This window comes from Pseudonocardia sp. C8 (genome assembly GCF_014267175.1).
Lineage (GTDB): Bacteria > Actinomycetota > Actinomycetes > Mycobacteriales > Pseudonocardiaceae > Pseudonocardia.
The window spans coordinates 335201-359578 of sequence record NZ_JACMTR010000002.1 but is presented as its reverse complement, the minus strand read 5'-3'; the positions used below and the strand labels follow the sequence as shown (position 1 = coordinate 359578).

The following is a 24378-nucleotide window of genomic DNA, read 5'->3' as shown; positions in this document are numbered from 1 at the left end:
TGGTGCGACCGGCACGCAGGGCGTTCGCGACGCCGCGCCGGTCTCAGCGGGGGCCGCGACCGGTCCGCGCCAGGTCCTTCTCGGGCACGTCGTCGCGGGCCCGCCGCTGCCGGAGCTTGCGGGTGACGAGCCAGACCACCACGGCGATCCCGAGCACGAGCACGACCTTGGCCACCGGCGAGACGTAGGCCTCGACGGTCGCCCAGCGCTCCCCCAGGACGAACCCGAGCCAGACGAACAGCACGTTCCAGATCCCGCTGCCCACCGCCGACAGCACCGTGAACCGGGTCAGCGGCATCCCCGCGATCCCGGCCGGGATCGAGATGAGGCTCCGCACGACCGGCAGGCAGCGCCCGCCGAGCACGAACCAGCTTCCGTACCGGTCGAACAGCTCGTGCCCCTTCTCCAGGTCCGCCTGGCTGGAGAGGACGAACCAGCGCCGGCCGGCGAGCGCGTACACCCGGTCGTACCCGAGCCAGGCCCCGAGCGCGTAGAGCAGCAGCGCTCCCGCGACCGCGCCCATCGTCGCCGCCGCCCAGACCGCGACCGGGTCCAGCGCTCCCGTCGAGGCGCGGAACCCGCCCAGCGGCAGGATCAGCTCCGAGGGGATCGGCGGGACGACGTTCTCCAGGAAGATCAGCAACCCGATTCCGCCGGCGCCGAGCCGGTCCACGATGTCGAACACCCACTGCGTCACGCACTCCATGGTGCCTGTTCGTCCGGTTGGTCGGGTTCCGGTCGACGCACGAGCGGCCCCGCCGGTCGATCCGGCGGGGCCGCTGGGGCCGGTTCGGGATCAGGCGGCGGCAGTCGCCGTCTCCCCCTTCGCGGCCCGGTCGCGCAGGCTCTGCGGCACGTCGAACCGGTCGCCGTAGCGGGCCTTCAGCTCGTCGGCACGGGCGACGAAGCCCGCCGGACCGCCGGGGTACCCCTCGATGTACTGCAGTACACCCCCGGTCCAGGGCGGGAAGCCGATGCCGAAGATCGAGCCGATGTTGGCGTCGGCCACGGTCTCCAGCACGCCCTCGTCGACGCAGCGCACGGTCTCGAGCGACTCGATGAACAGCATGCGCTCGGAGAGTTCGTGCAGGTCGACGTCGTGGTTGGTCGCCGCGAACCGCTCCCGCAGGCCCGGCCACAGCCCGGCCCGCTTGCCGTCGGCGTACTCGTAGAAGCCGGCACCCGAGCTCTTCCCCTTGCGGTCGAACTCGTCGACCATCCGGTCGATGATCGCGTCGGCCGGGTGCGGGGTCCAGGTGCCGCCGGCCGCCTCGATGCCCTTGCGGGTCTCCTCGCGGATCTTGCGCGGCAGCGTCAGGGTCAGCTCGTCCATCAGCTGCAGCACCGGGGCCGGGTAGCCGGCCTGCGAGGACGCCTGCTCGATCGTCTGCGGGTCGATGCCCTCGGCCAGCATCGCGACGCCCTCGTTGATGAAGGTGCCGATCACCCGGCTGGTGAAGAAGCCGCGGGAGTCGTTGACGACGATCGGCGTCTTCTTGATCCCCAGGGTGAGGTCGAACGCCTTGGCCAGGGCCTCGTCGTTCGTCCGCTCGCCCCTGATGATCTCGACCAGCGGCATCTTGTCGACCGGCGAGAAGAAGTGCAGCCCGATGAAGTCGTCCGGGCGGTCGACGCCCTTGGCGAGCTCGGTGATGGGCAGGGTCGAGGTGTTCGAGCAGAGCAGCGCGTCCGGCTTGACGACCTTGGCCGCCTCCCGGAACACCTCCTGCTTGAGCTCGACCGACTCGAAGACGGCCTCGATCACGACGTCGCAGCCGGCGAGGTCGGCGTAGTCGTCGGTCGGGGTGATCCGCCCGAGCAGCGCGTCGCCCTTCTCCTGGGTGGTCCTGCCCTTCGCGACGCCCTTCTCGACGATGCCCTGGGAGTAGGCCTTGCCCTTGTCGGCGGCCTCCCGGGAGACGTCCTTGAGCACGACGTCCCAGCCGGCGAGGGCGCAGACGTAGGCGATGCCCGCGCCCATCATCCCGGCGCCGAGCACCGCGACCTTGGTCGGCTGCCACTTCTCCGGACCGTCCGGGCGGGACTTGCCGCCGTTGATCGCGTTGAGGTCGAAGAAGAACGCCTTGGTCATGTTCTTCGAGACCTGGCCGCAGACCAGCTCGACGAAGTAGCGGCCCTCGATCCGCAGCGCGGTGTCGAAGTCGACCTGGGTGCCCTCGACGGCCGCGGCGAGGATGTTGCGCGGCGCGGGCATCGGGGCGCCCTTGAGCTGCTTGCGCAGGTTGGCCGGGAACGCCGGCAGGATCGAGGCCAGCGACGGGCTCGACGGCGTCCCGCCGGGGACCTTGTACTTCGGCTGGTCCCAGGGCTGCACCGCCTCCGGGTTCGCCTTGATCCACTCCTTGGCCTTCGGCAGCGCCTCGGCCGGGTCGGTGACCAGCTCGTCGACGATCCCCAGCTCGAGGGCCTTGGCCGGCTTGTGCCGCTGGCCCTGGGCCAGGACGTTCATGAACCCGTTGGCGATGCCCAGCATCCGGGTGATGCGGGTGACACCACCGCCGCCGGGGAGCAGCCCGAGGGTGACCTCCGGCAGGCCGTAGACGACGCCCTTGGCGTCGAGGCCGATCCGGTGGTGGCAGGCCAGGCCGATCTCCAGGCCGCCGCCGAGCGCGGTGCCGGTCATCGCCGCGACCACCGGCCGGCCGAGGGTCTCCAGCTTGCGCAGCTGCGCCTTGATCTCGGTGACGTTCTCCATCACCTGCGCCGCGTCGTCCGGCCCGGCGGCCGAGAGCTGCTCGAGGTCGCCACCGGCGAAGAAGGTCTTCTTCGCCGAGGTGATGACCACACCGGTGATGTCGTCCTTGGCCGCCACCAGCTCGTCGACGACCTCACCCATGGCCGCCTTGTAGCGGTCGTTCATGGTGTTGGCGCTGCGGCCCGGGTCGTCGAGGGTGACGACGGCGACGCCGTCGGCGTCCTTGGTCCAGCGGACGGCCTTCTGCTCACTCACTGTCGATTCCCTTTCCGAGGTCCCTGCTGTGCTGATGGTTCGGCACGGCGGCCGCCGTCCTCACACGCGCTCGACGATGGTGGCGATGCCCATGCCACCGCCGACGCAGAGCGTGGCGAGGCCGCGGCGCAGGTCCCGGCGCTCGAGCTCGTCGACCAGCGTGCCGAGGATCATCGCGCCGGTGGCGCCCAGCGGGTGGCCCATGGCGATGGCGCCGCCGTTGACGTTGGTCTGCTCGTGCGAGATCCCCATGTCGCGCATGTAGCGCAGGGCGACGGCGGCGAACGCCTCGTTGATCTCGAAGAGGTCGATGTCGTCGACGGTCAGGCCGGCCTTGGCGAGTGCCTTCTTCGACGCCGGCGCCGGGCCGGTCAGCATGATCGTCGGGTCGGCGCCGGACAGCGCGGTGGACACGATCCGGGCGCGCGGGGTGAGACCGTTCGCCGTCCCGGCGGCCTCGGTGCCGATCAGGGTCAGGGCGGCACCGTCGACGATGCCGGACGAGTTGCCGGCGTGGTGCACGTGGTCGATCTTCTCGACCCAGTGGTAGCGCTGCAGCGCGACCGCGTCGAACCCGCCGTCGCGGCCCATCGCCTCGAACGACGGCTTCAGCCCGCCCAGGCTCTCCAGGGTGGCACCGGCCCGGACGTGCTCGTCGCGGTCGAGGACCGCCAGCCCGTTGCGGTCCACGACCGGGACCACCGAGCGGGCGAAGTACCCGTTCGCCCAGGCCTTCGCGGCCCGGGTCTGCGACTCGACGGCGAACGCGTCGACGTCGGAGCGGGAGAAGCCCTCGAGGGTGGCGATCAGGTCGGCGCCGATGCCCTGCGGCACGAAGCCGGTCTCGTAGGCGGTCTCCGGGTCCATCGCCCAGGCGCCGCCGTCGGAACCCATCGGCACCCGGCTCATGGCCTCCACGCCGCCGGCGATGACCATCTCCTCCATCCCGGAGCGCACCTTCAGCGCGGCGGTGTTCACCGCCTCCAGCCCGGACGCGCAGAACCGGTTGAGCTGCACACCCGCGACGGTGTCCGGCAGGCCCGCGGAGATGGCGGCGGCCTTGGCGATGTCACCGCCCTGGTCGCCGATCGGGGAGACGACGCCGAGCACCAGGTCGTCGACGACGGCCGGGTCCAGCTCGGGGTTGCGCTTGCGCAGCTCGTCGATCAGACCGACCACCAGGGAGATCGGCTTGACCTCGTGCAGGGAACCGGAGGCCTTGCCCCGGCCGCGCGGTGTGCGGATCGCGTCGTAGATGTAGGCCTCGGGGATGTCGCTCATCCGAACCTCTCGTAGGTGGTCGGGCGCAGGCTGTCCGGTGCGGGGCGCGACGGCTGCCGACGCCTCCTACTTGCCGGTAACCTTTGTTACAGCAGGACTGTCACATGGGTCAAGACGTCAGGTCGAGTATGCGCCAGTGTCGATGTCACATCAAGACTGTCACGTTCGCGGATCGGCCCGTACGCTGCTCGCCATGTCCGCCGCGCCGACCGAGAGCGACGAGCTCCTGACCGTCGACCAGCTCGCCGAACGGACCGGGGTCTCGGTGCGCACCATCCGGTTCTACGCCGGCAAGGGCCTGCTCCCCGCGCCGCGGCTGCGCGGCCGCACCGGGCTCTACGACGCCGCGCACCGGGCCCGCCTGGAGCTGATCAGCGAGCTGTCCGGGCTGGGCTTCACCCTCGCCGCGATCGAGAAGCAGCTGGCCCGGGTGCCGCTCGACGCCGGGCCGGAGGAGCTCGCCCTGCAGCGGGCCCTGCTCACCCCGTGGATCCCGGAACGCGACGAGGAGATCGGCCACGCCGAGCTCGACCGGCGGGCCGGGCGGGCGCTGACCGACGACGACCTGACCGCCCTGGAGGACCTCGGGGCGCTGACCCGGCTCGAGGGCTCCGTCCGGGTGCACGGCGAGGCATCGCTCGCCACCGCGCTGGAGGCGCTCGACTCCGGGCTGCCGCCGGAGCTGTGGCAGCGCGCCCACGCGGTGATCGAGAAGCACACGGCGGCGCTGGCCGAGGACCTGATGGCCCTGTTCCAGGACGAGGTGCTGCAGCCCTACCGGGACCGCGGCCGCCCGGCCGGGGAGCGCCGCCGGCTCGCGGCCGCGCTGGCCCGGCTCAAGCCGATCACCGTGCAGGGCGTGGTCGCGACGTTCGGCCGCGAGGTGAACCGGACGATCCGGGAGCGGGCCTCCGGCTCGTGAGTACTTGACAGGGCCCCGACCCCGCTATCCACTCACGAGCCGCGGACGCGGCCCCGCACCTCGCCGAGGGAGAACCGGCTGCCGTCCGCGGCCGGCGCGGTCGCGGTGATCACGACCTCGTCGCCGTCCTCCAGCCAGGTGCGGTGCCCGCCGTTGGACAGGACGACGGGGTGGCGGCCGTTCCAGGACATCTCCAGCAGCGAGCCGAACTGGTCGCGTTCCGGCCCGGAGATCGTCCCGGATCCGAGCAGGTCACCGGCCCGCAACCCGGCCCCGTTCGACGTCAGGTGGGCGACCAGCTGCTCGGGCGCCCAGTAGAGGTCGGCGGCGGGCGGGGTCGCGATCCGCTCCCCGTTGAGGTGGACGGCGAGGTCCAGGTCGAGCCCGCGCGCGGGGGCACGGGGCGTGAGGTACGGCAGCGGCTCCGGGTCGTGCGGCGGCAGCGGGACGCGCGCGGGTTCGAGCTCGCCGATCGGCGTCACCCAGGCCGAGATCGAGGTCGCGAACGACTTCCCCAGGTGCGGGCCGAGCGGGCGGGTCTCGAAGCCCTGGATGTCGCGGGCGGACCAGTCGTTGAGCAGGACGACCCCGAAGACGTGCTCGGCGGCGTCGTCCACCGGCACCGGTCCGGGCACCGGGCCGCCGAGGACGTACCCGAGTTCGGCCTCCAGGTCGAGCCGCCGGGTCGGGCCGAAGTCACCGGCCGCGCGCTGCCCGGCCGGGCGGACGACCGGGCACCCGCTGACCCGCACGGTGCCGGCCCGCCCGTGGTAGCCGACGGGCAGGTGCCGCCAGTTCGGGGTGAGCGGCTCGGCGTCCGGGCGGAAGATCAGCCCGGCGTTCCGGGCGTGCTGCTCGCAGGCATAGAAGTCGACGTAGTCGGCGACCGTGAACGGCAGGACCGGGACCAGGCCCTCGGTCGGGAGCCGGTGGGCGAACGCCTTCTCGTGGTCGGCCCGCCACGCGGCCAGCCACTCGCAGACCTCGCGCCAGGCGGAGCTGCCGGCATCGAGCAGCCGGTCCAGGTTGGGTGCCGTCAGCAGGTCGGGGTACGGGCCCCGCTGGGCGGTCGCGAGCGAGCCGACGTCGAGCAGGCCCCCGTCGGGTAGCCGGCAGGCGATGCGGGAGCTGCCCCGGCGCCCGGCGCCGGCGACGGCGCCGAGCGCGAGTCCGGGGGGCGGGCTGGACGGCACGTTCGGAGTCGTCACGATCTCCGACCGTACCCGTGGCGGTGTCCCACGAACGGGTTCAGCCCCGGCCGGGCCGCCCGGCGGGGCAACTCGCGAGCGATCCGGCGAGACACGGTCCCGTGACCCATGCCAGAGTCGCGATTCGAGCATGAACCGTACGGACGTCGTCGAGGACGAGTGGGAGTACTACCGATGTCACAGCAGGTACGCGGGGTCGTGGCCCGCGCCAAGGGCGAGCCCGTCACCGTCGAGACGATCGTGGTCCCGGACCCGGGTCCGGGTGAGGCCGTGGTGCAGGTCCAGGCCTGCGGGGTCTGCCACACCGACCTGCACTACCGCGAGGGCGGGATCAACGACGAGTTCCCGTTCCTGCTCGGCCACGAGGCCGCCGGGATCGTCGACACCGTCGGCGAGGGCGTCACCGACCTGGCCCCCGGCGACTACGTGGTCCTGAACTGGCGCGCCGTGTGCGGGGTCTGCCGGGCCTGCCGCAAGGGCAAGCCCCACCTGTGTTTCGACACCCACAACGCCGCCCAGAAGATGACCCTCACCGACGGCACCGAACTGTCCCCCGCCCTGGGCATCGGCGCCTTCGCCGAGAAAACCCTCGTCCACTCCGGACAATGCACCAAGGTCGACCCCCAGGCCCCCGCCCAGGTCGCCGGCCTGCTCGGCTGCGGGGTCATGGCCGGACTCGGCGCCGCGGTCAACACCGGCCAGATCGGCCGCGGCGACTCCATCGCCGTGATCGGCTGCGGCGGCGTCGGCGACGCCGCCATCGCCGGCGCCCACCTCGCCGGCGCCACCACCATCATCGCCGTCGACACCGACCCCAGAAAACTCGACTGGGCCCGCGGCTTCGGCGCCACCCACACCATCAACGCCCGCGAACAGGACCCGGTCGAAGCCATCCGCGCCGCCACCGACGGCTTCGGCGCCGACGTCGTCATCGACGCCGTCGGCCGCCCCGAAACCTACAAGCAGGCCTTCTACGCCCGCGACCTCGCCGGCACCGTCGTCCTGGTCGGCGTCCCCACCCCCGACCTCACCGCCCCCGAGATCCCACTGATCGACTACTTCGGCCGCGGCGGCGCGCTCAAGTCCTCCTGGTACGGCGACTGCCTACCGTCGCGGGACTTCCCCATGTATGTCGACCTGTTCCGGCAGGGCCGCTTCCCCCTGGACAAGTTCGTCACCGAAACCATCGCCCTCGACCAGGTCGAAGCCGCCTTCGACAAGATGCACCACGGCGACGTGCTCCGCTCGGTGGTGACCCTCTGATGGCAGCACAGACCGGCCCCATCGAGCACGTCGTCACCTCCGGCACCTTCAACCTCGACGGCGGCAGCTTCGACGTCGACAACAACGTCTGGATCGTCGGCAACGACCACGAAGTCATCGTCATCGACGCCGCCCACGACGCCGACGCCATCACCACCGCCGTCGGCGACCGCACCGTCCAGGCCATCGTGTGCACCCACGCCCACGACGACCACATCAACCAAGCCCCCACCCTGGCCGACCGCTTCGGCGCACCCATCCTGCTCAACCCCGCCGAACAGGTCCTCTGGGACATGACCTGGCCCGACCGCACCCCCGACCGCGAACTCACCGACGGCCAACAACTCACCGTCGGCGGCATCGACCTGCGGGTGCTGCAGACCCCCGGCCACTCCCCGGGATCGTCCTGCCTGTACGCCCCCGAACTCCGCACCGTGTTCACCGGCGACACCCTGTTCCAGGGCGGCCCCGGCGCCACCGGACGCTCCTACTCCGACTTCGACACCATCATCGACTCGATCCGGGGCACCCTGCTCACCCTGCCCACCGACACCCTCGTCCGCACCGGACACGGCGGCTCCACCAAGATCGGCGACGAAGCCCCACACCTGCAGGAATGGATCGAACGCGGCCACTGATCCCGCGGTCCGAACGGGCCCGGCACCGACGACGGTGCCGGGCCCGTCGCCTGTGCCGGTCCTGCCACCAGCACCAGGTACCGGTCGCCACGCGCGCCCGTCTCGTGTGCCCGATCCGCGCCGACATGCAGCTCACGGTACCGCGAAGATCGACAATTCGCGCTCAGCTGCATCTCGGCGGGGACGAGGGCCGGGGCTCCGGCGAGCAACGCGGCGGCGCGACCGGGTGCCGCGATCAGTGACGCCGGCGCACCAGCGGCGTCACGAGGATCAGTACCACCGCCGTCGTCCCGAAGGCGGCGGCGAACCCGAAGGGTTCGGCGATCGCACCCAGCGCGGAGGCACCGAGCCCGGTCCCGGCGTCGTAGGCGATGTTCCACGCGGCACTGGCCGCGCCGTAGTGCAGCGGCCCCGCGGCGGCGAAGAGGGCGACCATCGCGTCGTTCTGCACCAGCCCGAACCCGGCCCCGACGGCGGCCGCCCCGGCCACGAGCAGCGCCGGGGCGAGCGGGGCGGCCAGCACGCCGAACATCCCGGCCGCCGCGACGAGCGTCCCGACGGGTAGCAGGACCCCGGGCCGGCCGCTGCGGTCGGTACGCGTCCCCGCGACTCCCCGGCCGAGCAGCGCCCCCAGCGCGGTCGCGAACAGGGCCGCGGGCACCGCGAACCGCGCACCGGGCACCGCCAGCGGCGCGAACGTGATCACCCCGCCCTGCGCGGTCGAGCAGGCCAGCATGGCCACGACGGGCGCGGCCGGGAGGCGGTGCCGCCACTCCCGCGGATGCCGCACGGCCGGCGTGCCGCCCGCGGCCCCGGCCGGACGCCCGTCGTGACCGGCCGAACCCGGTGTCGCCGGCCCGGGGTGCTCGACGTGCGGCCGGGGGCCACCGAGCGTCCCGGCCGGGCGCGGGCCGCGCACGAACGCGACGACCGCCGCCCCGGCGACCGGCGTGATCCCGCCGATCAGGAACACCCCGGCGAAGCCGAGCAGGTCGACGACCGCGACCCCGGCGGGCAGGAACACCAGCTGCGGGAGGCCGACGGCGTAGCCGTACCGGGCCGACGCCCGCCCGTGCGCGGACGGCTCCACCAGCTCCGCCACGAGCGCGCTGCCCGCGACCGTCGCCATCCCGAACCCGACACCGCGCAGCGCGGACACCGCCAGCACCGGCGCCAGGTCCGCGGTCAGCGCGAGCAGCGGGGTCGGCGCGCCGAGCAGCACCGACCCCACCACGAGGACCGGGCGGTGCCCGACCCGGCGCAGCATCGCCGGCACCAGCAGCTGGGTGCCGACGGTGACCGCCATCAGCACCCCGGTCGTCAGCCCGGCGCCGAACTCGCCGGACCCGCCGCGGGCCACCCACAGCGGCACCACCGGGAGGAGCAGCGCGTAGCCGCCGAAGCCGAGCGCGGTGGCCGCGAGGAGCAGCAGGAACGGCGGGGCCGAGAGGGAACGGGGCACGCACCCCACCCTGGCAAACCCGGATCACGGTGCCCACCGTTCGTGATCGCGTAGGACGTCATCACCGAACGATCTCGTCCGCGCCTTCCCGTGGAGCGACGACGGCTGCTACCACCTCCGGAACGGAGGTGCGCATGGACTACGGACCCTGGTCGCTGGTGGTCGACGCCGGCCTGATCGGTGGCCTGCTGCTCGTCGGCACGCTGATCCGGCGCTGGGTCGGGCCGGCCCAACGGCTGATGCTCCCGGCGAGCGTGATCGCCGGGTTCCTCGGCCTGCTGCTCGGGCCGCGCGCGCTCGGCATCCTGCCGTTCGCCGACCAGCTCGGGACGTACGCGTCGGTCCTGATCGCCGTCGTGTTCGCCTGCCTGGGGCTGGGCGAGGACCCGCACGCCCGCACGTTCGGCCGGTCCACGGCCGCGTTCTCGGCGTACTCGTTCGCGATGTACGCGCTGCAGGTCGGCGTCGGGATGGTGCTGGCGTACGCGCTGTTCGTGCCGGTCTTCGGCACCCCCGACGGCTTCGGGTTGCTGCTGTTCGCGGGCTGGGCCGGTGGCTTCGGCTCGGCCGCCGCGATCGGCTCGGTGCTCGGCGACGCCGGCTGGGCGGGCGCGAGCTCGCTGGCCTTCACCTCCGCCACGGTCGGGATGCTCGCCGGCATCGTCGGCGGGATCGCCATCGCCAACTGGGGCGCCCGCCGCGGGCACACCGACCGGCTCGGCCGGTTCGAGGAGCTCCCCGCCACGCTGCGGACCGGCCTCGTCCCACCCGGCGACCGGGAGCCGACCGGCATCGCCACGACCTCGGCGTCGTCCATCGAACCGCTCGGCCTGCAGGTCTGCCTGGTCGCGGTGATCACCGTCGCCGGGTACGGCGCGAGCGAGGGCATCGGGCTGCTGTTCCCCTCGTTCTCCGCGCCGGTGTTCGTGCTGGCCTTCCTCGCCGGCCTGCTCGTCAAGGGGCTGGCCCGCCGGACCCCGGCCTGGCAGTACTGCGACCAGCGCACCCTCAAGAGCATCTCCGGGGTGAGCACCGACGTCCTGATCGTCTGCGGCATCGCCTCGATCACCCCCAGCCTGGTCGCGGACTACTGGGTCCCGCTCACGTTGCTGTTCGTCACCGCGCTCGCCCTGAACCTGGCGATGTTCCGCTGGATCGCCCCGGCGCTCATGCACGGCGCCTGGTTCGAGAAGTCCCTGTTCACCTGGGGCTGGGCCACCGGCGCCGTCGCGACGTCGGTCGCCCTGCTCCGGATGGTCGACCCGGACCTGGACAGCCACACCCTGGAGGAGTTCGGGCTGGCCTACCTCCCGGTCGCACCGCTGGAGACCGCCAGCGTCGCGGTCACCCCGCTGATCGTGCTGACCGGTCTGGGGTGGACGATCGCGGTCGGCTGGACGGCGGCGGGGCTCGTCGCGCTCGTCCTGCCGTTCGTGCTCGGCTGGACCCGCACCCGCCGTCGCCCACCCGACGACCGCGTGGAGGCGGCCCCGTGAGCACGCTGGACGCCGAGGTCGCCGTGGTCGGTCTCGGCACGACGGGGTCGATGAGCGCCTGGAAGCTGGCCGAGGCCGGTGTCACGGTGCTCGGCTTCGAGCAGTACGGGTTCGGCCACGACCGCGGCGCCGCCGCCGGGGAGTCCCGGCTGTTCCGGGCCGCCTACCACGAAGGACCGGAGTACGTCCCGCTGCTGCGCCGCGCCCGTGAGCTGTGGGTCGACCTGACCCGGTCCTCCGGCCGGCCGTTGTTCACCCCGACCGGCTGCCTCTCGATCGGGCTGCCGGACATCGCCCCGATGCGCAACGTCCGCCGGTCGGTCGACGAGCACGACCTGGCGCACGAGGTCCTCGACCCGGACGAGCTCGCCCGCCGGTTCCCGCAGCACACCCCGGTCGAGGGCGAGATCGGCGTCCTGGACCTCGCCGGCGGGATGCTCCGGCCGGAGCTCGCCGTCCTCACCGCGATCGAGCGCGCCCGCGCCGCCGGGGCGCGGCTGCTCGCCCGGACCCCGGTCCGGGACATCGAGCCCGGCGACGGCGGGGTCACGATCCGCACCGACGACCGGACCTGGCGGGTGGAACGGGTGGTCGTGACGACCGGACCGTGGGTGCGGGAGCTGGTGCCGGACGCTCCGGTGACCGCGAAGCCGATCGTGCTGACCTGGTTCGCGCCGGCCGACGTGCGCGACTACCGGCCGGAGGTGTTCCCCGCCTTCATCCGGGACACCGGCGACCGCCATCTCTTCGGCTGCCCGACGATGGACGGGGTCTCGGTCAAGGCCGGGGTCGCGGACGTGTGGGACCCGCTGCCCGACCCCCGGGCGCTGACCCGGGACCTGCCCGAGCCCGCGCTCGCCCCGGTCAGCGACTCCGTGCGGCGGTTCCTGCCCGGGCTGCATCCGGACCCGATCCGGCACGAGGTCCACCTCGACGGCTACACCGCGGACCGGACCGCGCTCGCCGGCCCCGTGCCGGGGCTGCCGCGGGTGACCGTGCTGGCGGGGTTCTCCGGGCACGGGTTCAAGATGGCGCCGGTGTTCGGGGAGGTCGCCGCGGACCTGGCCCTCCACGGCGGGAGCGGGTTCGATCTCACCCGGATGGACCCGGCCCGGTTCGGCCGCGGAGCCGAACCAGCTCGTCGCGCAGCGCCCGTCCCGCCGGCGCGCTGACCGCGGAGGCCACGAGCACCGACAGCGGGGTGACCGCCGCCGGGTCGGTGAGCGGGCGGGCGACGACGCCGGCCATCCGCAGCCGGGTCGTCGACCGGGGCACGATCGCCACCGCCAGCCCGGCCGCGACGATCCCGAGCAGGGACTGGTCGTTCAGCGCCTCCTGGGTCACCCGCGGCGAGAACCCGGCGCGCACGCAGGCCCCGACGATGGTGTCGTGCGCGACCGGGGCGTGGTCCCGGGGGAAGCAGACGAACGACTCCACGGCCAGGTCCGCGAGGTCGACGGCCTCGGCCGCAGCCTGCGGATGTCCCTCCGGCAGGAGGCAGGTCAGCGGCTCGTCCGCCAGCCGGACCAGCTCGATCCCCTCCTCGGCGACGAGCATCCGGCACACGCCGACGTCGACGGCGCCGGCCCGCAGCGCGTCCACCATGGCCCGCTGCCCCATCTCGTGCACCAGCGGGACGATCTCGGGGCGGGCGGCCAGGAAGCCCGGCAGCACGTCCGGGAGTAGCCCGGACACCGCCGAGGTGATGCAGCCGATCCGCAGTGGTGTCCGCGCGCCCCCGGCCACGACCGCGCCCAGCTCCCGCGCCCGCCCGACGATCATCCGGGCCTCCGGGACGAGCGCGGCGCCGGCCGGGGTGAGCCGCAGGCGCCGCCGGCTCCGGTCGAACAGCGTGGCGCCCAGCCGCCGCTCCAGCTTGGTGACGGACTGGCTGAGCGCGGCCTGCGCCATCCGGAGGTCCCGAGCGGCGTCGGTGACGCTGAGCCGGTCGGCGACGGCGAGGAAGTACTGGAGCTGGCGGACCTCGACCATCGGCCCATCATCCGGGACCGGACCGTCCGATCATCGTTCGCCGGTACCGGATCACGGCGCCGGAGGGCACCTCCGCAGGATGATCTACCGTGCCGGCGCATGGACACGGACACCTCCCCGCCGTGGCCGGACGCGCTGTTCCCGGCCGACCCGTACCCGGGGCGCCGGCCCGCCGTCTCGTTCGTGCACGACGCCGCGCCGGGCGGCGCCACGCACCCGCTGGTGGCGGACCGGTCGGCGCCGTCCGGCCGCCGGGTCGGTGACCGCTGCCTGGACGCGTGGCTGGCGGAGCGGGGCGCGGCGCCGCTGGCCGGGCGGGTGCCGGTGCTCGCGTACGGGTCGAACGCGTGCCCGTCGAAGATCTCCTGGATGCGGGCCGAGCGGGGCCTGACCGGCCCGGTGGTCGTGCTGCGGGTGCGGGTCGAGGGGCTGTCCGCGGTGTGGGCGGCCGGCCTGCGGGTGGTCGACGACCAGCGGCCCGCCACCCTCGCGGCCGTCCCGGGCGCGGTGGAGGAGCACGCCGTCTGGCTGGCGGCACCCGAGCAGGTCGGTGTCCTGGACGTCGTCGAGGGGCGTGCCGCCTGCCGGCCGCGCTACCGGCTGGCCCGGCTCGCGGCCGGCACGGTGACCCTGCTCGACGGCGGCGGCGTGGTCGACCGGCCCTACGCCTACGTCGCGCCGGCCGGACCCACCGGCGACCCGCGCACCGACCGTCGCCCGCTGCTCGTCGACGGCGCCCCGGTGCCGTGCTCGTCGGTCGGCCAGCAGCGGGCCCGCGCGCTGGCCGGCACGCCCGGCGCCGACGGGATCGCGGCCGGGACCGTCGACGGCGTCCCACATCCGGACACGTGGCCGTCGCGGGTGTTCGTGTACGGGTCGCTGATGCCCGGGCAGTCGGCGTGGCCGCTGATCCGCGGGCACGCCGCGCCGCACGTCCTGCCGCGGCCGGCGTTCCTGCCGTCCGGGACGGTCGCCGACACCGGGCAGGGCTACCCCGCGCTGACCCTGGACGGGGACGGCGGCGTCCCGGGCTACGTCGTCGAGTTGGCCGACCCGGTCGCGTCGCTGCCGGTGCTGGACCGCTACGAGGGACCCGAGTACGCGCGGATCCGGCTGGTGACCGAGGACGGCGCGGTCTGCTGGGCGTGGCTGTGGACCGCGTCCCGCGCCGGGCTCACACCGCTTCCCAGGGGCTGGGCGGCCCGCCGCTGAACGGCCCCGGCCGGCACCGGGCCCGCCTCCGGCCTGCGGAGACGGGCCCGGTGCCGGCTGCGGGAGCGGTCAGCGCGCTGCCTTGGCCGCCAGCCGCGCCCGGTGCTCGGCGAGGCCGGGGATCTCCCGGCCGTTCAGCGAGGCCCCCTTCGTCTCGATGACGAAGTAGAGCGCGATCATGCCGATCACGCACGAGCCCATCATGTAGTACGCCGGGAACAGCGGGTCGCCGGTCGCCTCGATCACCGACTCGTTGATCAGCGGTGCGGTGCCGCCGAACGCGGCCGTCGCCACGTTGTAGGAGATCGCCATCCCGGCGAACCGCACGTGCGCCGGGAACATCGCCGGGAAGGTCGCCGAGATCGTGCCCAGCTGCAGCAGGTAGATCACGCCGAGCACGGTGAAGCCGACGATCGCCCAGACCAGTCCCTGCGCCATCAGCATGTACATGGGCACGGCGAGCACGAAGATGCCGATCAGCGAGATCCACCAGCACGGCTTGCGGCCGATCCGGTCGGACAGCGCACCCGCGGCCGGGATGAGCAGCATCATGATCACCTGCCCGACGACCGCGAGGGTGTCGGCGCCGCTGGAGTCCATGCCGATCGTCGTCTGCAGGTAGGTCGGCATGTAGGTCAGCAGCGTGTAGTTGATCAGGTTCAGCGCGATGACCAGCCCGAACAGGGCGAGGATCGGCTTCCAGAACTCGACCACGAGGTCGCGCAGCGCACCGGTCGCGGCCTGCTCGGTCTCACCGTGCTGCTCCAGGTCCCGGAAGACCGGGGTGTCCTCGAGCTTGGTCCGGATGTACAGACCGATCATCGCCAGCGGGAGCGCGATCATGAACGGGATGCGCCAGCCGTAGGCCTCCATGGCCTGCTCGCCGATCGCGCTCTCCACCGCGTAGACCACGAGGACGGCGAGGGTGAGCCCGGCCAGCGTGCCGAACTCCAGGAAGCTGCCCCAGAACCCGCGCTTGCGGTCCGGGGCGTACTCCGCCATGAACGTGGCGGCGCCGCCGTACTCCCCGCCGGTGGAGAAGCCCTGCACGATGCGCAGCAGGAACAGCAGCACCGGGGCCGCCCAGCCGATCGTCTCGTAGGTCGGGATCACGCCGATCAGGAAGGTCGCGACACCCATCAGGATGATCGTCATCGACAGGACCTTCTGGCGCCCGATCCGGTCGCCCAGCGGCCCCCACACGAACCCGCCGAGCGGGCGCAGGACGAACGAGATCGCGAATCCCAGCAACGTTCCCAGGTACCCGAGCTCGCCGGGGAAGAACGCGGTCGTGAGCTCGGTCGTCAGGTAGGCGTAGATGCCGTAGTCGAACCATTCGGTGGCATTTCCGATCGCCGATGCCGCGACCGCCCTCCGCAGGACCGAGGGTTCTACCTCGTCCTCACCCTGCCCTCCCGCGCTCTGCTCTCCTGGGCTTGCCGGGACCGATGCCATTCGGTACACCCCCATATTCGCAGAATGCGAACCCGCAACCGGGAACGGCATTCCGTTACGTAGTCGACACATTTCCCGACCTTGTGGTGTGGGGAGCGTACATAGCGCATTGGAGGGCTGCCACCCCTGAGCCGGTCGGCTCCCGGTGTGCTCCACCGGGCCCGTGTAGCGTCGGACACGTGCTGGCGATCGACGGCCTCGCCAAGCGGTTCGGCACCGCGACGGCGCTGGACGGGGTGACGTTCCAGGTCCGGCCGGGTGAGGTGTTCGGCTTCGTCGGCGGGAACGGGGCCGGCAAGACGACGACGATGCGGATCGTCCTCGGCGTCCTGGAACCCGATGCGGGATGTGTCACGTGGAACGGTGACCCGCTCGACGCCGGGGTCCGGCGCCGCATCGGGTACCTGCCCGAGGAACGCGGGCTCTATCCGAAGATGCGGGTCGGCGAACAGCTCGTCTACCTGGCCCGGCTGCACGGGATGTCCCGGCAGGCCGCGCGCGAGTCGGTGCTCCGCTGGACCGGGCGGGTCGGCCTCGCCGACCGGCGGGGCGACGAGGTGCAGAAGCTCTCCCTGGGCAACCAGCAGCGGGTCCAGCTGTGCGCCGCCCTGGCCCACGACCCGGACCTGCTGGTCCTCGACGAGCCGTTCTCCGGGCTGGACCCGGCGGCCGTCGACACGCTCGGTGAGGTCCTGCGCGAGCGCGCGGCCGCCGGCATCCCAGTGATCTTCTCCTCCCACCAGCTGGAGCTGGTGGAACGGCTGTGCGACCGGGTGGGGATCATCTCGGCCGGGCGGATGGCCGCCGTCGGCACCGTCGACGAGCTGCGCTCCGGTTCCGCGGTGTGCTACGACGTGACCGGCCCGCCGGCCGGCTGGGCCGACGGGCTGCCCGGGGTCCGGGTGCTCACCACCGACGGCATCCGGACGCGGGTGGAGCTGGAACCGGGCACCGACGACCAGAAGCTGCTGGCCGCGGCCCTCGCCGCCGGGCCGGTGCACGCCTTCGGGCCGTACCGGCCGCCGCTGACCGAGCTCTACCGCGACGCCGTCGCCGACCGGCCCGGCATCCCCGGCACCGGGGTGGCGGCGTCGTGACCGGGGCCGCGGGCACGGTCGCGCTGGTGGCCCGGCGCGAGGTGAGCACCCAGATCCGCTCCCGCACCTTCGTGATCGGCCTGCTGCTGATGCTGCTCGTCTTCGGCGGGTACGGCGCGGTGTTCGCGTTCGTCGGGTCGCAGGCCTCGGCGTCGTCGCTGGTGCTGGACGGGCAGGCGCGCGAGCTGCGTCCGCCGCTGGCGGCGGCCGCGCACCGCCGGGGCAGCACGCTGACGCTCGCCGAGGCCGGCAACCGCGGCACCGGGGAGTCGATGGTCCGCACCGGCGAGGCGGACGCGATGCTCACCGGCGGTCCCGGGACCTACCAGCTCGTCGGGCGGGACGACGTCGCCGCCGGCCTGCGCGAGCTGGTCACCGAGGTCGTCGAGCAGCAGGCGGTGACCGCGGCCCTCACCGCGGCCGGTGCCGATCCCGAGCAGGTCAGCACCCTGTCCGGGGTGGGGATCCGCACGCTCGAACCGGCCGGCCCCGAGCGCGGGCAGCGGGTCGGGATCGCGTTCGCGGTGACGTTCCTGCTGTTCTTCTCGGTCACCGCCTACGGCGCCGCCGTCGCACAGGGCGTGGTCGAGGAGAAGTCCGGGCGGGTCGTCGAGCTGCTGCTGGCGACGATCCCCGCCACCCACCTGCTCGCGGGCAAGATCCTGGGCCTGGGCCTGGTCGGGCTGCTGCAGCTGCTGATCCTCGCCGGCGTCGGGACGGCGGTCGCGCTGGCCACCGGGCTGATCGCGGTCCCGGTCCTGCTGGTGGGGGCGCTGGTGTCCGCGCTCGTCTGGTACCTCGTCGGGTTCTTCCTGTTCGCGACGCTCTACGCGGCGGCAGGGGCCCTGGTGTCCCGGCAGGAGGAGCTGCAGTCGGTGACCGCGCCGATCGCCGTCCCGCTGCTGGTGCCGTTCCTGCTGGCGGTGGCGATCCTGCCCACCGACCCGGACAACACCGTGACGACGGTGCTGTCGTTCGTGCCGTTCTTCTCCCAGACGCTGATGCCGGCCCGGGCCGCGCTCGGCGTCGCCGCCGGGTGGGAGGTGCTGGTCGCGCTGGTCCTGGCGCTGGCCACGCTCGCCGGGATGGTGCTGCTGTCGGCGCGGGTCTACCGCAACTCGGTGCTGCGCACCGGGGCCCGGGTGCCCTGGCGGGAGGCGCTGTCGCGCCCGTGAGTGGTTGCGAGGGCCAGGGCCCTCGCAACCACTCACGAGCGGTTCACCGCCGTTCCCCCATCGGGACGTAGAGCCGCTCGGCCGAGCCGACGTACAGCTGGCGCGGGCGACCGATCTTGTTCTGCGGGTCGGCCATCATCTCCCGCCAGTGCGCGATCCAGCCCGGGAGCCGGCCGAGCGCGAACAGCACGGTGAACATCTTCACCGGGAAGCCCATCGCCCGGTAGATGACGCCGGTGTAGAAGTCGACGTTCGGGTACAGCTTGCGCTCGACGAAGTAGTCGTCGGCGAGGGCCTTCTCCTCGAGCGTCATGGCGATGTCGAGCAGGGGGTCGTTGACACCGAGCTTCTTCAGGATCGTCTCGGCCTGCTGCTTGACGATCTTCGCGCGCGGGTCGTAGTTCTTGTAGACCCGGTGCCCGAAGCCCATCAGCTTCGCGCCCTCCTCCTTGTTCTTGACCCGGTCGACGAACGACTCGACGTCACCGCCCTCGACGTCCTTGATCCGGGTCAGCATCTCCAGCACGGCCTGGTTGGCGCCGCCGTGCAGCGGGCCGAACAGCGCGTTGATGCCGGCCGAGATCGAGGCGAACAGGTTGGCCTGGCTGGAGCCGACCAGCCGCACCGTCGACGTCGAGCAGTTCTGCTCGTGGTCGGCGTGCAGGATCAGCAGGGTGTCCAGCGCCCGGGCCATGTCCGGGTCGATCTCGTAGGGCTCGGCCGGGAAACCGAAGGTCATCCGCAGGAAGTTCTCGACCAGGCCCAGCGAGTTGTCCGGGTACAGGAACGGCTGCCCGACCGACTTCTTGTAGGCGTAGGCGGCGATCGTGAAGACCTTCGCCATCAGCCGGAACGTCGAGAGCTCGACGGCCGCCTCGTCGTGCGGGTCCAGGCTGTCCTGGTAGAAGGTCGACAGCGCGCTGACCGCCGACGACAGCACCGGCATGGGGTGCGCGTCCCGCGGGAAGCCGTCGAAGAACCGCTTCAGGTCCTCGTGCAGCAGCGTGTGCCGGCTGATCCGGGTGGTGAAGGCGTCCAGCTGCGCCTGGGTCGGCAGCTCGCCGTAGATCAGCAGGTAGCTGACCTCGAGGAACGTCGAGTTCGTCGCGAGCTGGTCGATCGGGTAGCCGCGGTAGCGCAGGATGCCCGCGTCGCCGTCGATGTAGGTGATCGCGGACGAGCATGCGGCCGTGCTGGTGAAGCCGGGGTCGAAGGTGACCAGACCGGTCTTGCCGAGCAGCTTGCTGACGTCGACGGCCTGCGCCCCCTCGGTCGGGGTGTGCACCGCCATCTCGAAGTCCCCGCCGGCGTGCTGCAGTACGGCGGAGTCGGCTTTGGCGGCGGTCTCGTCGGACATGTGGAGGTTCCCTCTCACAGCTGGGATCAATCGGGTCTCGGGCACACGCTAGCCCGCCGGGAGGAATCCGCAGAACACGGCGACGAGAGTCACCCCGGCGCGTTCCCCGCCACCGGGGCCCGGTACCGCAGGAACTCCGGGAACCGCCAGACGACGGCCAGCGTGCCGGCGATCACGGCGATCCCGCCGATGGTGGCGGTGAGCCCCGGACCGACCGCCGCGGCCGCCGGGCCGTGCCAGAGGTCCGCGAGCCGAGGCCCTCCGGCGACGACGACGATGAACACGCCCTGCATGCGGCCGCGCATCTCGTCGGTGGCCACCGTCTGCAGCATCGACGACCGGTACACCGAGCTGACCAGGTCCCCGGCCCCGGCGACGGCGAGGGCCAGCACCGCCAGGAACAGCGATCCGGTGAGTCCGAACACCGCGACGCCGCCGCCCCACACGCAGATGGCGACGACGACGGCCACCCCCTGCCGCTGCACCTTCTGCAGCCAGCCGGACAGCACCCCGCCGGCGACCATGCCCAGCGGGATCGCCGCGAACAGCAGCCCGAGCTGGAACCCGCCCTCCGCGGAGCCGCCGAACGTCGTCGCGGCCGTCTCCGGGAACACCACGCGCGGCATCCCGAAGCCCATCGCGATCACGTCGACCAGGAACGACACCAGCAGGATCCGGTGCATGCCGACGTAGCGGAAGCCCTCGGCCACCGCGCGCAGCCCGACCTTCTGCCGGCGGCCCGCGCCGGCCGGTGCGGTGCTGGGCAGCGGCGGGAGCCGCCAGGTCGCCCACAGCGTGGCCAGCAGCGCGACCGCGTCCAGCAGGTACAGCGTGGGCAGGCCGATGAGCGGGATCAGCACCCCGGCCAGCAGCGGGCCGATGACCGCCCCGACCTGCACGACCGTCATGTTCAGCGCGTTCGCCGCCGGGAGCTGCTCGACCGGCAGCAGCCGCGGGATGACCGCGCTGCGGGTCGGCTGGTTCATCGCCAGCATCGCCGACTGGATCGCGAACAGCACCAGCACGACCCACACGTTCCCGGTGCCGGTGGCCGACACCACCCACAGCGCCAGCGAGCTCAGCGCGATGCCGGACCCGGTGAACAGCAGCATCACCCGCCGGTCGACGGCGTCGGCGACCGCACCGCCCCACAGCCCGAACACGACCAGCGGGACCAGGCCGAACAGCCCGGTCAGGCCGACGTAGGCCGAGGAGCCGGTGAGCTGGTAGATCTGCGTCGGGACGGCGACGACCGACAGCTGGGCGCCGATCACGGTGACGATCCCGGCCGTCCACAGCCGGCGGTAGGCGGGCGTGCGCAGCGGCGTGGTGTCGGCGAACGTCGACCGGAGCAGGCCGGTCACCCGGCCGGTGACGGTCCGGACCCGCGCGGTCGCGGCGTCGGCCGGGCCCCGGTTCACCGGTCGTGTCGGCGCCTCCCGGTCCGGGCCCGGGACGGGCTCCGTCGGCCCGCCCCCCAGGTCGTTGCGTGTGCTCACAGACGTCAGGTGTACACGGGGAGGGACCCCGGACGCCTCGGGGTCGTCCCCTACGGGGCCAGGCGGCGCACCGACCAGCGGTCGTCCCGGCCGACGTCGAACCGCAGCCGGTCGTGCATGCGGTCCTCCCGGCCCTGCCAGAACTCCACCTGCCACGGCACCACCCGCCAGCCGCCCCAGTGCGGCGGGCGCGGGATCCGCTCGACGCCGGCGAACCGGGTCGTCACCCCGGCCAGCGCCTGGTCGAGGACCTCGCGCCCGGCGACGACCGTCGACTGCGCCGAGGCCCACGCCCCCAGCTGGGAACCGCGGGGCCGGAGCGCCCAGTAGGCGTCCGACTGGGCCTCGGAGCACCGTTCCACCCGGCCGGTGAGCTGGACCTGGCGGTGCATGCCGTACCAGGGGAAGGTCACCGCGGCGACCCGGGTCCGGTCGAGATCGTGGCTCTTCGGGGACGTGTAGTTGGTGTAGAAGACGATCCCGCCGGCGTCGAGCCCCTTGCAGAGGACCGTGCGCGACGACGGGATGCCGTCCGGGTCGGCCGTGGCCAGCACCATCGCGTTCGGCTCGTCGAGGCCGGCCTCGCGGGCCTCCTCCAGCCAGGCCGCGAGCTGCTCGTGCCAGGTCGGGGCGAGATCCGCGACGTCGAACGGCCGACCCGGGTAGTCGGTCCGCATCCTCTCCAGCGCCGGCGCGTCGGTCATGGTTCCCCTTCCGAGCAGGTGTCGCGTCCTGCGACCGTATGCGGCGCCCGATCGGCTGTGCACCCGCCGAACGGCGGGCGTCGTCCCGCGCCGCGTGCCCGGTGAGTGACCGATGCCACCGGCCGGTCGCGTTGTCGGCCGCACCCGATCGGAGCAGGGTGGAGCGACATCCGAGCCGAAGGAGACCCGGTGTGACCGAGACGCTCGCCCACGAGGTACCCCCGCCGCCGCCCGGCTTCCGGCCGGGCCTCGAGGGGCACGTGGCCTTCCGGACCGAGATCGCCGAGCCGGACAAGGACGGCGGCGCCCTGCGCTACCGCGGTGTCGACATCTCCGACCTCGCCGGCCAGGTCACCTTCGGGGACGTCTGGGCGCTGCTGGTGGACGGCCGGTTCGGGCAGGGCCTCCCGCCGGCCGAGCCGTTCCCGATCCCGGTGCACACCGGTGACGTCCGGGTCGACGTCCAGGCCGCGCTGGCGATGCTCGCGCCGTACTGGGGATACCGCCCGCTGCTCGACGTCGACGAGGCCGAGGCCCGGGACAACCTGGCCCGCGCGTCGGTGATGGCGCTGTCCTACGTGGCGCAGTCCGCCCGCGGGATCGGGGTGCCGGCCGTCCCGCAGTCCCGGATCGACGAGTGCACGACGATCACCGAGCGCTTCATGACCCGCTGGCGCGGCGAGCCGGACCCGCGGCACGTCGCCGCCGTCGACGCCTACTGGGTGTCCGCCGCCGAGCACGGAATGAACGCCTCCACGTTCACCGCCCGGGTGATCGCCTCCACCGGGGCGGACGCCGCGGCGTCGCTGTCCGGGGCGATCGGGGCCATGTCCGGCCCGCTGCACGGCGGCGCTCCCGCCCGGGTGCTGCCGATGATCGAGGAGGTCGAGCGGACCGGGGACGCCGCCTCGCTGGTCACCGGCATCCTGGACCGCCGGGAGAAGCTGATGGGCTTCGGCCACCGGGTGTACCGGGCCGAGGACCCGCGGGCCCGGGTGCTGCGCCGCGCCTGCCAGGAGCTGGGCGCGCCGCGCTTCGAGGTGGCCGCCGAGCTGGAGCGGACCGCGCTGTCGATCCTGCGCGAGCGGCGCCCGGACCGGCCGATCGAGACGAACGTCGAGTTCTGGGCCGCCGTCATCCTCGACTTCGCCGAGGTGCCGCCGCACATGATGCCGGCGATGTTCACCTCGGCCCGGACCGCCGGGTGGTCGGCGCACATCCTGGAGCAGAAGCGGGAGGGCAAGCTGGTGCGCCCGTCCGCCCAGTACGTCGGGCCCCCGCCCCGACGCCCGCAGGACGTCGCGGGCTGGGACACCCTCCCCGCCCGCTGACGCCGCCGCGCTCAGGGAGCTGCGGTGACCGGCGCCGGGGCCCGGCGGATCGCCAGCGAGAGCCCGGCCGCGACCAGGCACAGCACCGCACCGCCGTACCAGGCGGCGTCGTAGCTGCCCAGCGCGTCGCGGACCAGGCCGGCGACCAGCGCGGCGAACGCGGCGCCGATCTGGTGCGAGGCGAAGATCCAGCCGAAGACGACGGCCGAGCGAGCCCCGAACGCCGCACGGGCCAGGGCCATCGTCGGCGGGACGGTCGCCACCCAGTCCAGGCCGTAGAACACGACGAACGCGAGCATGCTGGCGTTCAGGTCGGTGCCGAACAGCGGCGGCAGCGCGAACAGCGACACCCCGCGCAGCGCGTAGTACGCGCCCAGGAGGTAGCGGGGGTCGATCCGGTCGGTCAGCCAGCCGGAGAGGACCGTGCCGACCAGGTCGAAGATCCCGACCAGGGCGAGCAGGGACGCCGCGGTCGTCGCGGGCATGCCGTGGTCGTGCGCGGCCGGCACGAAGTGCGACTGGACCAGGCCCGCGGTCGTCGCGCCGCAGATGAAGAAACCCCCGACCAGCAGCCAGAACGTCCGGCTGCCGGACGCCTCGGCGAGCGCCCGGACCGCGAGCCGCGCCGCACCGCTGCGCTGCGGCGCGACCACGTCGGCCGCGGTCCCGCCGTAGGGCAGGACACCGGCGTCGGCCGGGCGGTCGCGCAGGAACAGCAGCACCACCGGGACGACGGCGAGCGCCGCGCCCGCGGTCACCAGCGCGGCCGGCCGCCACCCACCCGACTCGACGACCGCGGCGACCAGCGGCAGGAACACCAGCTGGCCGGTCGCCGTCGCCGCGGTGAGGATGCCGGACACGAGCCCGCGGCGGGCCACGAACCAGCGGTTGACCACGGTCGCGACCAGGGCGAGGGCCATCGAGCCGGTCCCCAGCCCGACGACGACGCCCCACAGCAGCACGAGCTGCCAGACCGCCGTCATGAACACGGTCGTGCCGGACCCGGCCGCCACCAGCAGGAGCGCGCAGCTGACCACCCGGCGCACCCCGAACCGCTCCATGAGGGCGGCGGCGAACGGCGCGGTGACCCCGAACAGCGCGAGGTTCACCGCGAGCGCGAACGAGACCGCCCCGATCGGCCAGCCGAACTCGCTGTGCAGCGGCTCGACCAGCACGCCCGGCGTGGAGCGGAAGCCCGCCGCGCCGAGCAGCGCGAGGAAGGTCGCCCCGGCCGCCCACCAGGCCGGGTGCACCCGGCGTTCCCGTCCCGCGGCGCGCGGGGGTGCCTGCGTCATGTCCCGGAGCCTGCCCGGCC

At 73.3% G+C, this 24378-nt stretch carries 20 protein-coding genes; 9 read left to right on the top strand and 11 right to left on the bottom strand.

Features of this window, described 5'->3' with window-relative positions:
* Nucleotides 1-43: 43 nt before the first annotated feature.
* From H7X46_RS02365 to H7X46_RS02355, 3 genes are all read right to left on the bottom strand, one after another.
* Nucleotides 44-697, bottom strand: coding sequence for a DedA family protein (locus tag H7X46_RS02365; RefSeq protein ID WP_370588570.1), 654 nt, complete (start codon nucleotides 695-697; stop codon nucleotides 44-46).
* A gap of 99 nt (nucleotides 698-796) precedes the next feature.
* The gene (locus H7X46_RS02360) at nucleotides 797-2971 is read right to left on the bottom strand and encodes a 3-hydroxyacyl-CoA dehydrogenase NAD-binding domain-containing protein (RefSeq protein ID WP_186357829.1); all 2175 of its coding nucleotides are present in this window, start codon (nucleotides 2969-2971) and stop codon (nucleotides 797-799) included.
* 60 nt (nucleotides 2972-3031) lie between these two features.
* Nucleotides 3032-4252, bottom strand: coding sequence for an acetyl-CoA C-acetyltransferase (locus tag H7X46_RS02355; RefSeq protein ID WP_186357828.1), 1221 nt, complete (start codon nucleotides 4250-4252; stop codon nucleotides 3032-3034).
* Between the two features lie 193 nt (nucleotides 4253-4445).
* On the opposite strand from H7X46_RS02355, the gene H7X46_RS02350 reads away from it, so the two are divergent.
* On the top strand, nucleotides 4446-5174 hold the full coding sequence (locus H7X46_RS02350) for a MerR family transcriptional regulator (protein WP_186357827.1): 729 nt from the start codon (nucleotides 4446-4448) through the stop codon (nucleotides 5172-5174).
* 32 nt (nucleotides 5175-5206) lie between these two features.
* On the opposite strand, the gene H7X46_RS02345 is transcribed toward H7X46_RS02350, so the two are convergent.
* Entirely contained in the window at nucleotides 5207-6382 is a 1176-nt protein-coding gene (locus H7X46_RS02345; protein ID WP_370588569.1) for a fumarylacetoacetate hydrolase family protein, read from the bottom strand.
* 174 nt (nucleotides 6383-6556) lie between these two features.
* Between H7X46_RS02345 and H7X46_RS02340 the strand changes: the two genes are divergently transcribed.
* Both H7X46_RS02340 and H7X46_RS02335 read left to right on the top strand, forming a co-directional pair.
* Nucleotides 6557-7645: an S-(hydroxymethyl)mycothiol dehydrogenase gene (locus tag H7X46_RS02340; protein ID WP_186357825.1), complete on the top strand. Its 1089-nt coding sequence runs from the start codon at nucleotides 6557-6559 to the stop codon at nucleotides 7643-7645.
* Nucleotides 7645-8283, top strand: coding sequence for an MBL fold metallo-hydrolase (locus H7X46_RS02335; protein WP_186357824.1), 639 nt, complete (start codon nucleotides 7645-7647; stop codon nucleotides 8281-8283). The genes H7X46_RS02340 and H7X46_RS02335 overlap by 1 nt, the downstream gene beginning before the upstream one ends.
* Before the next feature lie 235 nt (nucleotides 8284-8518).
* Here H7X46_RS02335 and H7X46_RS02330 read toward each other — a convergent pair whose 3' ends face one another.
* Nucleotides 8519-9745 (bottom strand): MFS transporter, encoded by a 1227-nt coding sequence (locus H7X46_RS02330; protein WP_186357823.1) that lies wholly within the window; start codon nucleotides 9743-9745, stop codon nucleotides 8519-8521.
* Nucleotides 9746-9879: 134 nt separating this feature from the next.
* On the opposite strand from H7X46_RS02330, the gene H7X46_RS02325 reads away from it, so the two are divergent.
* On the top strand, nucleotides 9880-11241 hold the full coding sequence (locus H7X46_RS02325; RefSeq protein WP_186357822.1) for a sodium/glutamate symporter: 1362 nt from the start codon (nucleotides 9880-9882) through the stop codon (nucleotides 11239-11241).
* Entirely contained in the window at nucleotides 11238-12413 is a 1176-nt protein-coding gene (gene solA, locus H7X46_RS02320) for an N-methyl-L-tryptophan oxidase (protein ID WP_186357821.1), read from the top strand. Before H7X46_RS02325 ends, solA begins: the two co-directional genes overlap by 4 nt.
* On the opposite strand, the gene H7X46_RS02315 is transcribed toward solA, so the two are convergent.
* Nucleotides 12334-13233, bottom strand: a complete 900-nt coding sequence (locus H7X46_RS02315) for a LysR family transcriptional regulator (protein WP_186357820.1) — start codon at nucleotides 13231-13233, stop codon at nucleotides 12334-12336. The genes solA and H7X46_RS02315 overlap by 80 nt on opposite strands.
* A gap of 99 nt (nucleotides 13234-13332) precedes the next feature.
* Here H7X46_RS02315 and H7X46_RS02310 point away from each other — a divergent pair, with 99 nt between their 5' ends.
* Nucleotides 13333-14445 (top strand): gamma-glutamylcyclotransferase, encoded by a 1113-nt coding sequence (locus tag H7X46_RS02310; RefSeq protein ID WP_186357819.1) that lies wholly within the window; start codon nucleotides 13333-13335, stop codon nucleotides 14443-14445.
* Nucleotides 14446-14514: 69 nt separating this feature from the next.
* Here the strand turns inward: H7X46_RS02310 and H7X46_RS02305 are convergent, their stop codons facing one another.
* Nucleotides 14515-15915 carry an MFS transporter gene (locus H7X46_RS02305; protein ID WP_255426068.1) on the bottom strand — a complete coding sequence of 467 codons (1401 nt, stop codon included), beginning with the start codon at nucleotides 15913-15915 and terminating at the stop codon, nucleotides 14515-14517.
* Nucleotides 15916-16079: 164 nt separating this feature from the next.
* Between H7X46_RS02305 and H7X46_RS02300 the strand changes: the two genes are divergently transcribed.
* Both H7X46_RS02300 and H7X46_RS02295 read left to right on the top strand, forming a co-directional pair.
* Nucleotides 16080-16997 (top strand): ATP-binding cassette domain-containing protein, encoded by a 918-nt coding sequence (locus H7X46_RS02300; RefSeq protein ID WP_186357818.1) that lies wholly within the window; start codon nucleotides 16080-16082, stop codon nucleotides 16995-16997.
* On the top strand, nucleotides 16994-18172 hold the full coding sequence (locus H7X46_RS02295; protein WP_186357817.1) for an ABC transporter permease: 1179 nt from the start codon (nucleotides 16994-16996) through the stop codon (nucleotides 18170-18172). The genes H7X46_RS02300 and H7X46_RS02295 overlap by 4 nt, the downstream gene beginning before the upstream one ends.
* 43 nt (nucleotides 18173-18215) lie before the next feature.
* Here the strand turns inward: H7X46_RS02295 and H7X46_RS02290 are convergent, their stop codons facing one another.
* The 3 genes from H7X46_RS02290 to pdxH form a co-directional block, all read right to left on the bottom strand.
* Complete coding sequence (locus tag H7X46_RS02290; RefSeq protein ID WP_186357816.1) at nucleotides 18216-19529, bottom strand: citrate synthase; 1314 nt, start codon at nucleotides 19527-19529, stop codon at nucleotides 18216-18218.
* 89 nt (nucleotides 19530-19618) lie between these two features.
* Nucleotides 19619-21028, bottom strand: a complete 1410-nt coding sequence (locus H7X46_RS02285; RefSeq protein ID WP_370588568.1) for an MFS transporter — start codon at nucleotides 21026-21028, stop codon at nucleotides 19619-19621.
* Between the two features lie 50 nt (nucleotides 21029-21078).
* Nucleotides 21079-21732 (bottom strand): pyridoxamine 5'-phosphate oxidase, encoded by a 654-nt coding sequence (gene pdxH, locus H7X46_RS02280; RefSeq protein ID WP_186357815.1) that lies wholly within the window; start codon nucleotides 21730-21732, stop codon nucleotides 21079-21081.
* 191 nt (nucleotides 21733-21923) lie between these two features.
* On the opposite strand from pdxH, the gene H7X46_RS02275 reads away from it, so the two are divergent.
* Nucleotides 21924-23063 carry a citrate synthase 2 gene (locus H7X46_RS02275; RefSeq protein ID WP_186357814.1) on the top strand — a complete coding sequence of 380 codons (1140 nt, stop codon included), beginning with the start codon at nucleotides 21924-21926 and terminating at the stop codon, nucleotides 23061-23063.
* A gap of 11 nt (nucleotides 23064-23074) precedes the next feature.
* Here H7X46_RS02275 and H7X46_RS02270 read toward each other — a convergent pair whose 3' ends face one another.
* Complete coding sequence (locus tag H7X46_RS02270; RefSeq protein ID WP_186357813.1) at nucleotides 23075-24358, bottom strand: MFS transporter; 1284 nt, start codon at nucleotides 24356-24358, stop codon at nucleotides 23075-23077.
* Between the last annotated feature and the right edge of the window lie 20 nt (nucleotides 24359-24378).

Bases quoted from the DNA above. Each gene is read 5' to 3' on its own strand.
- H7X46_RS02270 (WP_186357813.1), bottom strand. From the start codon at position 24,358: ATGACGCAGGCACCCCCGCGCGCCGCGGGACGGGAACGCCGGGTGCAC.
- H7X46_RS02350 (WP_186357827.1), top strand. From the start codon at position 4,446: ATGTCCGCCGCGCCGACCGAGAGCGACGAGCTCCTGACCGTCGACCAG.
- H7X46_RS02315 (WP_186357820.1), bottom strand. From the start codon at position 13,233: ATGGTCGAGGTCCGCCAGCTCCAGTACTTCCTCGCCGTCGCCGACCGG.
- H7X46_RS02310 (WP_186357819.1), top strand. From the start codon at position 13,333: ATGGACACGGACACCTCCCCGCCGTGGCCGGACGCGCTGTTCCCGGCC.
- H7X46_RS02335 (WP_186357824.1), top strand. From the start codon at position 7,645: ATGGCAGCACAGACCGGCCCCATCGAGCACGTCGTCACCTCCGGCACC.
- H7X46_RS02325 (WP_186357822.1), top strand. From the start codon at position 9,880: ATGGACTACGGACCCTGGTCGCTGGTGGTCGACGCCGGCCTGATCGGT.
- H7X46_RS02305 (WP_255426068.1), bottom strand. From the start codon at position 15,915: ATGGGGGTGTACCGAATGGCATCGGTCCCGGCAAGCCCAGGAGAGCAG.
- H7X46_RS02355 (WP_186357828.1), bottom strand. From the start codon at position 4,252: ATGAGCGACATCCCCGAGGCCTACATCTACGACGCGATCCGCACACCG.
- H7X46_RS02340 (WP_186357825.1), top strand. From the start codon at position 6,557: ATGTCACAGCAGGTACGCGGGGTCGTGGCCCGCGCCAAGGGCGAGCCC.
- pdxH (WP_186357815.1), bottom strand. From the start codon at position 21,732: ATGACCGACGCGCCGGCGCTGGAGAGGATGCGGACCGACTACCCGGGT.
- H7X46_RS02290 (WP_186357816.1), bottom strand. From the start codon at position 19,529: ATGTCCGACGAGACCGCCGCCAAAGCCGACTCCGCCGTACTGCAGCAC.